Raw genomic sequence first — 10403 nt, 5'->3', positions numbered from 1 at the left:
TCGCTGCCCCGGTGGCCGCCGCGGCGGGTGGGGGCGTGGAGGGGCCCGGCGGGCCTGGCTGGGCGGCGGCCACCGGGGCAGCGACCGGGGCCGGCGGCTGCACTGGGGCCGGCAGCGGCACCGGGGCGAGGCTGGGCAGGTTGCGGCGCACCTCCAGCCGGAAGTCATCGCCCTCCAGCTTGAACTCCTGGATGTCACTGTCACCCAGCAGGGCCAGGAGCTGCTGGAGCTGGTCGTGATCGAGCTGCATGGGGATCAGTTCTCCCGCCCGAGATAGCTGTCGCTGCGGGTGTCGATCTTGATCTTCTCGCCGATCGAGAGGAACAGCGGAACCATCACCTGGGCGCCGGTTTCGACGATGGCGGGCTTGGTGCCGCCGGTGGCCGTGTCGCCCTTGACGCCGGGATCGGTCTGGGTGATCTCCAGCACCACCGAGTTGGGCAGCTCCACCTCCAGGGGCTTGCCGTTCCACGACACCACGTTCACCTCCATGCCCTCCTTGAGGTACTTGCGGCTGTCGCCGATCTGCTTGGCCGTGAGGCGTGTCTCCTCGTAGCTGGCCATGTCCATGAACACGAAGTCGTCCCCCTCCATGTAGGTGTGCTGGAGAGTGCTCTTCTCCAGCACCGCCTGGGGCACCATCTCACCGGCGCGGAAGGTCTTCTCCACCACGTTGCCGCTCTGCACGGCCTTGAGCTTGGTGCGCACGAAAGCCGAGCCCTTGCCCGGCTTCACATGCAGGAACTCAACGACCCGCCAGACCTGGCCATCCAGCTCGATCGATGTCCCGGTACGAAAGTCGTTGCTGGAGATCATTCCGGCGGATCGGATCTGGCGGATTGTACGGCTGGCTACCGGCCCCGCCCCCAAACCTTCTCTGCAGGCGGGGCTGGGCCAGGGAAGGCTGTGCCAAAGTCCGACCAGAAGGAAGACGCTGTGATGGCCGCACCGTGGATCCACCGGGCCGTGGCTCGCGCCATGGCATGGGCCCTGGCCCTGTTGCTCGCCCTCCCCCTGCAGGCCCTGCCCGCAGCCGCGGCCCTGCCCGAGGGGAACGCGGTGAAGGATCCGGCGGCGATTCTGCGCAATGCCCTGCCGGTGGAGGCTCCCGCCCTGCAGAACCTGCAGCACCGGCTCGAGGACACCAGCACCGACCTGCGGGCCAAGCGCTGGTCGGCCCTCAAGGCCACCACGCGCCGCAGCCAGTCGCAGCTGAGCAGTCGCCGCAAGGAGATTGAGGAGGGCTTCGGGGCTGGCCAGGCGGAGCAGGCCTCAGCGCTGATGGCTGAACTGGAGGGCGAACTTCAGGCGCTGGCCAGCGCGGCCGAGGTCCAGGACCGGGACGGCTTCCTGGACGCCCGCCGCCAGGCCCTCGCCACGATCGGCACGGCCGAGGCCCTGCTGGTGGGTCCCTTCCCGTTCGCCATTCCCGCTGAGTTCGACGCCCTGCCGCGCCTGCTGGGGCGGGCCACCGTGCAGATCAGCACCAGCCGCGGGCCCCTGGTGGCCGTGGTCGACGGCTACAACGCGCCCCTCACGGCCGGGGCCTTCGTGGATCTGGCCCAGAAGGGCTTCTACGACGGCCTGCCCTTCACCCGCGCCGAGGACTTCTACGTGCTCCAGACCGGCGATCCCAAAGGACCGCTGGACGGTTACGTCGATCCCACCACCAAAGAGCTGCGGCGAGTCCCCCTGGAGATCAAGATCCCCGGCGAGCCCGTGCCCTTCTACGGCCAGACCTTTGAGGATCTGGGCCGCTACAAGGCCGAGGCGGTGCTGCCCTTCGCCACCCTGGGCACCCTGGGCTGGGCCCATTCCGACCAGAGCCTCGACGATGGCTCCTCCCAGTTCTTCTTCTTTCTCTACGAAGCGGAGCTCACCCCGGCCGGCCTGAACCTGGTGGATGGCCGCTATGCCGCCTTTGGCTACGTGGTGGAGGGCTTCGACGTGCTGGAGGAACTGGGGGTCGACGACGTCATCGAGCGGGTGCAGGTGGTGGACGGGGCCGAGAACCTGCAGCCCCACGCCTGAGGAGCGCACGCCATGGGCCGCGGCCACGATCCCGCCCTGGCCGAGCTGGGAGAGGAGGAGCTGATCCGCCGCCTGGGGGCGTACGCGCCGCCGGGCCAGTTCCAGGACGATGGGGCCATCCTGGCGGCCCGCGGCCCGCTGGTGCTCAACACCGACGTGCTGGTGGAGGGCAGACACTTCAGTGACGCCACCACCGAGCCCTTCGACGCAGGCTGGCGCGCCGCCGCCGCCAACCTCTCCGATCTGGCCGCCATGGGCTGCACTGATGCCCTCGGGATCACCGTGGGGCTGGTGGCCCCGGCCCAGACGCGCTGGTCGTGGGTGCAGGGGATGTACGAGGGGCTGCAGGCCTGTCTGAACGCCCACGGAGCTGGAGCCATCCTGGGCGGCGATTGCAGCGGCGGCGAGCAGCGGATTCTGGCGCTGAGTGCGGTGGGTGAGCTGGCCACAGCTGTCGGGGCAGAAGCTGGCGGCGACGCGATTCGACGCGGCGATGGCCAGCCCGGCGATGTGCTGATCGCCAGCGGCCCCCATGGGCTGAGTCGCCTCGGGCTGGCCCTGCTGCAGGACACTCTGGCGCCGGGGGTGCGGGATGGTCTTGACCCCGATCTCGTGGACCGGGCCCGGGCCGCCCACCGCAGACCCCGGGCCCGTTTCGATGCCGTGAAAGCCCTGCGGGCCTCCAGGCCGGCGGCCTGCCCCTGGCGGGTGGGCGGCACCGACAGCAGTGACGGCCTGGCCATGGCCGTGGAGGCCCTGGCCACAGCGGGTGGCTGCCAGGCCGTGCTGCAGCGCAGCGCCCTGCCCCTCGATCCGGCCATGGCAGCACTGGATCAGGGGGTGGCATGGTGCCTCAGTGGCGGCGAGGACTTTGAACTGGTGCTGGCCCTTGCACCGCCCTGGGCGGCAGCCCTGCTGGCGGCTCTACCAGGGTCCGAGCCCCTGGGGGTGATGCGCAGCAGCAGGGGAAACGAGGCCAGGGTGATCTGGCAAGACGGCAGCGCCGTGAAGGGGGCCGAAGGCGCGTACTGCCACTTCCAGACCTCGTTCTAAGGGAGGGCCAGAACCAGGTAGCGACCGCGCTCGCCTGGGCTCACGTCCAGTTGCGTGCCACCAGTTCGGCCAGGTCGACGACCCGCTGGCTGTAGCCCCACTCGTTGTCGTACCAGCAGATCACCTTCACCATGTTGTCGCCCATCACCAGGGTGAGGTCGGAGTCCACGATCGTGGACTCATTCGTGCCGGCATGGTCGCTGGACACCAGCGGCAGATCCGAATACTTGATGATCCCCTTCATGCCGTTCTCGGAGGCGGCCTTGAGGGTGGCGTTCACTTCCTCGCGGCTGGTGCCGCGGCTCACTTCCAGCACCAGGTCCACCACCGACACGTTGGGGGTCGGGACCCGCAGGGCGATGCCATTGAGCTTGCCCTTCATCGGCGGGTACACCAGAGCCACGGCCTTGGCGGCCCCGGTGCTGGTGGGCACGATGTTGATGGCGGCGGCCCGGGCACGGCGCAGGTCGCGGTGGGAGGCGTCGAGAATGCGCTGGTCACCCGTGTAGCTGTGGGTGGTGGTCATCGTGCCCTTGACGATGCCAAAGGCCTGGTCGAGGGTTTTGACGATCGGCGCCAGGCAGTTGGTGGTGCAGCTGGCGTTGGACACGATGTCCCAGTCTTCGTGGCGGTACTCGGAGTCGTTGACCCCCATCACGAAGGTGCCCACGCCGTCGCCCTTGCCAGGAGCTGTGATCAACACCTTGCTGGCCCCTGCCTGCAGGTGCTTGCCGGCACCGTCCTTGTCGATGAACACCCCGGTGGATTCAATCACCAGATCCACACCCCACTCTTTCCACGGAAGGTTGAGGGGGTTGCGATCGGAGAAGCACTTGATCGTCTTGCCGTTGACGATGATGGCGTCGTCGGTGTAGCTCACCTCCGCATCGCGGATGTGACCCAGCATCGAGTCGTACTGGAGCAGGTGGGAATTGGTCCTCGGATCTGAAGTGTCGTTGAGACCCACCACTTCGATGCCGGTGTCAGCACCACGGCTGAGCCAGCAACGCATGAAGTTGCGACCAATCCGGCCGAATCCATTGATCGCAACTTTCAGTGTCATGGCAAAAAGCGGAAGAAACCGCTTGGCAAGGGGGATTTGGCTGCCGATCATACAGAAATCCCCTCCGCCCCCCTTCCCGCTTGCAGGGGCCCAGGCGGCACGATGAGCCCAGATGCAGCATCTCGTAATGGCGCGAGAGACCCCGGCCGGACTAACTTCTGCTGCAGCAGCGTCCCTGTCCGGAACCCACCTTGATCCCCCAGCTTGAGCGCGACCAACCTCTGCACTTCATCGGGGTGGGAGGCATCGGCATGTCAGCCCTGGCAGGCATTCTGGCCGAGCGGGGGTACGCGGTGAGCGGCTCCGACCCCCGCGACAACGCCGTGCTCACCTGCCTCCGGAGCCACGGGGTGCGGGTGTTCCAGGAACAGACCGGGGCCACGGTGGCGGCCATCTGTGCCGCCGCCGCCGCGCCCCCCCAGGTGGTGATCAGCTCGGCGGTTCCGGAGACCAATCCCGAACTCATGGAGGCCCGCCGGGCCGGGCTGGCGATCTGCCATCGCTCCGATGTGCTCGCCGCCCTGATCCGCGACCAGGAGACGATCGCGGTGGCCGGCAGCCACGGCAAGACCACCACCAGCAGCCTGATCGCCACCCTGCTGGCCGCCACGGGCCACGACCCCACCGCCGTGATCGGCGGCATCGTGCCCGCCTTCGGCAGCAACGGCCGCCACGGCCTGGGCCGACTGCTGGTGGCGGAGGCCGATGAATCAGATGGTTCCCTGGTGAAGTTCACCCCATCCCTGGGGGTGCTGACCAACCTCGAACTCGACCACACCGACCACTACCCCGATCTCGACGCCCTGATCAGCACCCTGCGCCGGTTCGCCGAGGGCTCCCGCCGGCTGCTGGCCAATCGCGACTGCGCCATCCTGCGGGAGCATTTCGAGGCCGACCACTGGTGGTCCACCACGAGTGCCGAGGGGGTGGAGTTCGCCGCCCTGGCCATCGACGAGCGTGGCGACGGCACCACGGCCGAGTTCTATGAGCGGGGCCAGCGGGTGGGCACCCTGCAGCTGCCCCTGCCAGGCCGCCACAACCTCAGCAACGCCGTGGCCGCCCTGGCCGCCTGCCGCCTGGAGGGGGTCGGCTTCGCCGAGCTGCAGCAGGCGGTGGCCGAGCTCAAGCCCCCGGGCCGCCGTTTCGACTTCCGCGGCATCTGGAACGGCCGCCTGGTGGTGGATGACTACGCCCACCACCCCAGCGAAGTGGCCGCCACCCTGGCGATGGCGCGGCTGATGGTGGACAGCGGCAGCAGCCCCCTGCCCGAGCCCCCCCGGCGGGTGATCGCCGTGTTCCAGCCGCACCGCTATTCGCGCACGGCCCAGTTCCTGGATGGCTTCGCCGCAGCCCTGCGCGATGCCGATACCGCGGTGATCGCACCGCTCTACGCTGCGGGAGAGGCCCCGATCCCCGGTGTGAGCAGTGGGGCGCTGGCTGCGGCGTTGCAGCAGCTCGCCCCCCAGCTACCGGTGCTGGTGGCCGACAGCCTCGATGGCCTGGCCCAGCAGGTGGAGGCCTGCAGCCAGGCTGGGGATCTGGTGCTGGCCATGGGCGCCGGCGATGTGAACGGACTCTGGGACCGGCTCAACCGTCTCCAGCGCCCGGCCCTGGAGCTGGCGGCCTAGGCGGATGACCCCCAGCCTGAGCCAGTTGCCCGGTCTTCGTCAGGGCACGGACCTGCGAGCCTTCACCACCTGGAGAGTGGGGGGTCCGGCGGAATGGTTTGCGGAGCCCGGCTCTGATGCGGAGCTGGCAGCCCTGGCGGCCTGGTCCTGGCGGGAGGGGCTGGAGCTGCGTTGCATCGGCGCGGGGTCGAACCTGCTGATCGCCGATGCGGGCCTGGCCGGCCTGACGCTCTGCAACCGGCGGCTGCAGGGCGCCAGTCTGGATGGCGGCAGCGGCTGGGTGGAGGCCGCCGCCGGCGAACCGATCCCCACCCTGGCGCGCAAGGCGGCCAGGGCCGGCCTGAGCGGCCTCGAGTGGGCCGTGGGCATCCCCGGCACCGTGGGAGGCGCCGCCGTGATGAATGCCGGCGCCCAGGGGGGCTGCACGGCCGAGTGGCTGCACTCCGTGCGGCTGCTCGACCCGGCCCGCCCCGACCAGGTGGTGGAGCTGGAAGCCAGAGATCTGGACCTGGCCTACCGGCACAGCCGGCTCCAACAGGAGCCCTGGATCGTGCTGTCGGCCCGCTTTCAACTGCAGCCTGGCCATGACCCGGAGGTGGTGCGCGAGCGCACCAGCGCCAACCTGCACAGCCGCACCAGCACCCAGCCGTATCAGCAGCCGAGCTGCGGCAGTGTGTTCCGCAACCCCGAGCCCCACAAGGCCGGTCGGCTGATCGAGGAGCTGGGCCTCAAGGGGCTGCGTATCGGCGATGCGGAAGTGTCCAGAATCCACGCCAATTTCATCGTCAATGCCGGCGAGGCCCGGGCCGCCGACATCGACGCCCTGATCGCGGACGTGCAGCGCCGGGTGCTGGAGCGGCATGGCATCGCCCTCCATCCCGAGGTGAAGCGGTTGGGTTTCCAGCGGTAGGCCGCGGGGTGCCACCCTTAGCCTGGTCACTGCTTTTGATACGGCATGGCCGGCTTCGGACTTCCCAATTTCGGTCAGCTCACTGAGGCCTTCAAAAAGGCCCAGGAACTCCAGCAGAACGCCCAGAAGCTCCAGGAAGAGCTCGACGCCATGGAGCTGGAAGGCTGCAGCGCCGATGGCCGCGCCAGCGTGTGGCTCTCCGGCAACCAGCAGCCCCTGAAGGTGCGTCTGGCTCCGGAGCTGCTGGCCGACGGCGTCGAGGCCTGCGAAACCGCCGTGCTGGAAGCCCTGCAAGCCGCTTACGCCAACTCCACCGGCACCATGAAGGGCCGCATGGAGGAACTCACCGGCGGCCTCAATCTCAACCTGCCGGGCCTGGGGGGCTAGGGCGCTCAGCTCTGGCCAGGGCCCCGGTCCTCCCGTTCTTCCTGCTGACGCTGACTGCGGCGGGAGCTGCGCCGGTACCGGGCTGCGAGCAGGGGTTCCAGCCGGCCGCCGCGGCGGCGCAGACCGGCTGGATCCGAGCTGGGGGCCGGGGCGCGCTCCAGGTCCTGCTGCAGATCGTCGAGGCACTGGCGGTAGAGGGGCCAGCGCTCCCAGGCCATGCCTACGGAGCAGTCAGGCTCGCCCTGGTGCAGGCAGTCGCTGAAGCGGCATGGGCCCTGACGGGCCAGCGCGGCACGCACTTCCGGGAAGAGGGCCCCGAGGGCGGCAGGATTCCGCGGCAGCCTTGGGCGATTGAAGCCCGGAGTGTCGGCCACCAGGGCACCGGGGGCCAGACCGAACAACTCCACGTGGCGGGTGGTGTGGCGGCCTCGCTGGAGCCGGCCCGAAACCGCCGCCACCCGCAGGTCGAGGGCCGGCAGCAGGGCGTTGAGCAGGCTGCTCTTACCCACCCCGGAGGGCCCACAGATCACGGTGATGCCAGGCTGCTGGAGCTGCTGCCGCAGGGCCTCGAGACCCTGCCCCGTGGTGGCTGCCACGGCCAGCGGCGCGTAGCCCCACCCCTGCAGGCGCCGGCACCAGTCGGCCACCGCCGTGGCGGGCAGCAGGTCGGCCTKGGAGAGCACGGGGAGCACGGGGGKGCCGCTGGCCTCGGCCGTGATCAGAAAACGGCTGAGCTGCAGCGGATCGGCCACGGGCTCCGCCAGCGCCACCACCACCACGATACGGCTCACATTGGCCACGGCGGGACGCTCCAGCAGGCTGCTGCGGGGATGCACGGCCGCCACGGCAGCGCGCCCGGCTGGCCAGTCGATGCCCTCAACCCGCACCCGGTCCCCCACACAGATGCTCTGCCCACTCTTGGCCAGGCGCGTGCGGCGGGTGCAGAGCAGCTGGCCGGCGCCACCGGGGCCTGGCCCCTCCAGCGCCACGCTGCAGTAGTTGGCCTGCAGGGCCGTCACCAGGCCGTTGAGCCCCTCGCTGACGCCGCCCGCAGGCTCAGGCCCCATGGCGGCACACCAGCAGCCGGATCGCCCCCTGCTCCGCCTCGGGATGGGGAGCCTCCTGCACCGCGTGGCCCTGCTGCCGCAGGCCGGAGCTCACCTGCTCTTGCGCTTCGCCGCGGTCCAGGTCGAGCTGGAGCCAGGAGCCCGGCTCCAGGCCTTCGAGGGCCAGTCGCGCCCTGATGAAGTTGAGGGGGCAGGGAGTACCGCGGAGATCGAGCAGGAGAGAGGGGCGTGGGGCGGAGGACACGGCTCAGTCGCGGTGGCCGAACAGGCCACCGAACAGACCGCTCTTGTGCGGATGCTTCTGGCCCCGGTTGGTGTGGTGACCCGCCAACTGCTCCAGCAGCTCCCTCTCCTCACCGCTGACCTTGGTGGGCAGCTGCACCTTGACGCTGAACAGGTGGTTGCCGCGGGCCACCGGGTTACCCAGCTTCGGCACTCCCTTGGCCTGCATGGTGAGAATGGCGCCCGGCTGGGTGCCCGGTGGAATCGTGAGCGGCTCCGGTCCATCGACCGTCTCCACCTCGATGGTGTCGCCGAGGATCGCCTGCAGGTAGTTGAGGGCCACCTCCGAGTGGATGTTGATGCCGTCGCGGCGCAGCTGGGGATGGGGCTGGACGCTCAGGAACACGTAGAGATCCCCGGGCGGACCACCCCGCTGGCCGGCGTTGCCCTCCTGGGCCACACGCAGCCGGGTGCCGGAATCCACGCCGGCGGGAATGTTGATGCGCAGTTTCTTACGCACCTGCTGGAGGCCCTGGCCGCCACAGGCGGTGCAGGGGTCGTCGATCATCTGGCCACTGCCCTCACAGGTGGGGCAGGGGGCCACCTGGGTGAAGCTGCCGAAGGGGGTGCGGGTGGCGCGACGCACCTGGCCGGCCCCCGAGCAGGTGGTGCAGGTGGTGGGGCCGGCACCCTCCTTGGCCCCGCTGCCCTTGCAGCTGGAGCAGGTTTCGAGGTGGCGGATCTGCACCTCCCGCTCGATCCCGAAGATGGCCTCCGCAAAGCTGATCGTGAGATCGAGGCGCAGGTCGTCGCCCTGCCGGGGCCCGCGGCGGCGGGGACCACCCGCCTGGGCGCCACCGAAGCCGCTGAAGAAGGTCTCGAACAGATCGGCAAAGCCGCCCATGTCGCCCATGTCGGGCATGCCGTCGCCGCCACCGAGGCCGGCCTCGCCGAACTGGTCGTAGCGGGCGCGGCTCTGAGGATCACTCAGCACCTCATAGGCCCGGCCGATTTCCTTGAACCGCTCCTCGGCGCCGGGATCCTTGTTGATGTCGGGGTGGTACTGGCGGGCCAGCCGCCTGTAGGCCCGCTTGAGGCTGTCCGCATCGGCATCGCGGCTCACAGCCAGCAGGTCGTAGTAGTCCGCCATGGTCAGCCCTCGTGGGGAGGCGCACTGGACTCCTGCTCAGGCCCTGCCTGGGCCTCTCCTGCAGGAGAGGCGGCATTGCTGGGTCCCGGTCCCATGGACACCTTCACGAGGGCATGGCGCAGCACGCGACCATTGAGGTGATAGCCCCGCTGCAGTTCCTCGATCACAACGTCCTCGGGGTGCTGGTCACTGGGCTCTCTCAGCACGGCTTCGTGCAGCATCGGGTCAAAGGGCTCACCCTCCACCCGCATCGGCGAGACGCCCAGCTGCTTGAACACATCCACCAGCTGGCGGTAGAGGCCCTGGTAGCTGCGGTGCAGTGACTGGGCCTCCTCATGCTGGGGATTGAGCTGCTGACGGGCCCGATCGAAGTTGTCGAGAACCGGCAGGATCTCACCGAGGGTGGCGCAGGTGATCTGAAGCCGCTGATCCTCGCTGTCACGGCTCTGGCGTTTGCGGAAGTTATCGAAATCCGCCGCGAGCCGCATGTGCTGACCCTTGAGGCTCTCGTGCTGGCTCCTGAGGCTGGCCAGCTCCTGCTCCAGTTCCACCACGAGCCTGGCCGCGCCGGCGGGATCAGCCGGCGCTGACGCCTCCTGGGCCGCAGCGGCGGAGGGGTCGATCACCTCGGCGACAGTGGAGTCCACCTCGGCCTCCATCGGAGCCTGAAGATCCTGGGTGGGGTTGGTTTCGGGAGGTACCACAGGTTCACCGCTCATGCGTGACAACAAGCACGTTCAGATCTAGACATGTTGGGGCTCAGGCGGACGGCTCACAACGGCGGAAGCCCGCACCTCCCCATCCTGGCGCCAAGCGCATGCCGCTCAGACCGTTTCCCCCCTTCCCCCCGCTGCCTCCAGGGCCCCTGCCTAGAAACCACAGCGCTGCTGGA

Annotated in this window: 11 protein-coding genes and 1 pseudogene; 5 read left to right on the top strand and 7 right to left on the bottom strand. The window is 69.4% G+C overall.

Annotation, left to right across the window (positions count from 1 at the left end; genetic code table 11):
- Positions 1–250, bottom strand: a pseudogene (locus tag IQ216_RS07315) (acetyl-CoA carboxylase, biotin carboxyl carrier protein); the annotation flags it as partial.
- Positions 251–255: 5 nt separating this feature from the next.
- Positions 256–816, bottom strand: coding sequence for an elongation factor P (efp, locus tag IQ216_RS07310; protein ID WP_186697898.1), 561 nt, complete (start codon positions 814–816; stop codon positions 256–258).
- A gap of 90 nt (positions 817–906) precedes the next feature.
- Here efp and IQ216_RS07305 point away from each other — a divergent pair, with 90 nt between their 5' ends.
- Entirely contained in the window at positions 907–2031 is a 1125-nt protein-coding gene (locus IQ216_RS07305; RefSeq protein ID WP_370566654.1) for a peptidylprolyl isomerase, read from the top strand.
- A 12-nt stretch (positions 2032–2043) separates the two neighbouring features.
- A complete protein-coding gene (gene thiL / locus IQ216_RS07300; protein WP_193814955.1) occupies positions 2044–3084 on the top strand; it encodes a thiamine-phosphate kinase in 1041 nt (346 codons plus the stop codon).
- Positions 3085–3124: 40 nt separating this feature from the next.
- Here thiL and IQ216_RS07295 read toward each other — a convergent pair whose 3' ends face one another.
- A complete protein-coding gene (locus tag IQ216_RS07295) occupies positions 3125–4147 on the bottom strand; it encodes a type I glyceraldehyde-3-phosphate dehydrogenase (RefSeq protein ID WP_193814954.1) in 1023 nt (340 codons plus the stop codon).
- A gap of 251 nt (positions 4148–4398) precedes the next feature.
- Here IQ216_RS07295 and murC point away from each other — a divergent pair, with 251 nt between their 5' ends.
- The 3 genes from murC to IQ216_RS07280 are packed head-to-tail and all read left to right on the top strand — an operon-like array spanning position 4399 to position 7072.
- A complete protein-coding gene (murC, locus tag IQ216_RS07290) occupies positions 4399–5775 on the top strand; it encodes a UDP-N-acetylmuramate--L-alanine ligase (protein ID WP_370566655.1) in 1377 nt (458 codons plus the stop codon).
- A gap of 4 nt (positions 5776–5779) precedes the next feature.
- A complete protein-coding gene (gene murB / locus IQ216_RS07285) occupies positions 5780–6685 on the top strand; it encodes a UDP-N-acetylmuramate dehydrogenase (protein ID WP_193814953.1) in 906 nt (301 codons plus the stop codon).
- Positions 6686–6730: 45 nt separating this feature from the next.
- The gene (locus IQ216_RS07280) at positions 6731–7072 is read left to right on the top strand and encodes a YbaB/EbfC family nucleoid-associated protein (protein ID WP_193814952.1); all 342 of its coding nucleotides are present in this window, start codon (positions 6731–6733) and stop codon (positions 7070–7072) included.
- A 5-nt stretch (positions 7073–7077) separates the two neighbouring features.
- Here the strand turns inward: IQ216_RS07280 and rsgA are convergent, their stop codons facing one another.
- From rsgA to grpE, 4 genes are read right to left on the bottom strand one after another with little or no spacing between them, the layout of a single operon-like run.
- Positions 7078–8139 (bottom strand): ribosome small subunit-dependent GTPase A, encoded by a 1062-nt coding sequence (gene rsgA / locus IQ216_RS07275; protein ID WP_193814951.1) that lies wholly within the window; start codon positions 8137–8139, stop codon positions 7078–7080.
- Positions 8129–8383, bottom strand: coding sequence for a sulfurtransferase TusA family protein (locus IQ216_RS07270; RefSeq protein ID WP_193814950.1), 255 nt, complete (start codon positions 8381–8383; stop codon positions 8129–8131). The genes rsgA and IQ216_RS07270 overlap by 11 nt, the downstream gene beginning before the upstream one ends.
- 3 nt (positions 8384–8386) lie before the next feature.
- A complete protein-coding gene (gene dnaJ, locus IQ216_RS07265) occupies positions 8387–9511 on the bottom strand; it encodes a molecular chaperone DnaJ (RefSeq protein WP_186697885.1) in 1125 nt (374 codons plus the stop codon).
- A 2-nt stretch (positions 9512–9513) separates the two neighbouring features.
- Entirely contained in the window at positions 9514–10230 is a 717-nt protein-coding gene (grpE, locus tag IQ216_RS07260) for a nucleotide exchange factor GrpE (protein ID WP_193814949.1), read from the bottom strand.
- Positions 10231–10403: the final 173 nt, after the last annotated feature.

The organism is Cyanobium sp. LEGE 06143, from assembly GCF_015207535.1.
GTDB lineage: Bacteria > Cyanobacteriota > Cyanobacteriia > PCC-6307 > Cyanobiaceae > NIES-981.
This window is presented reverse-complemented; position numbering and strand designations above follow the sequence as displayed.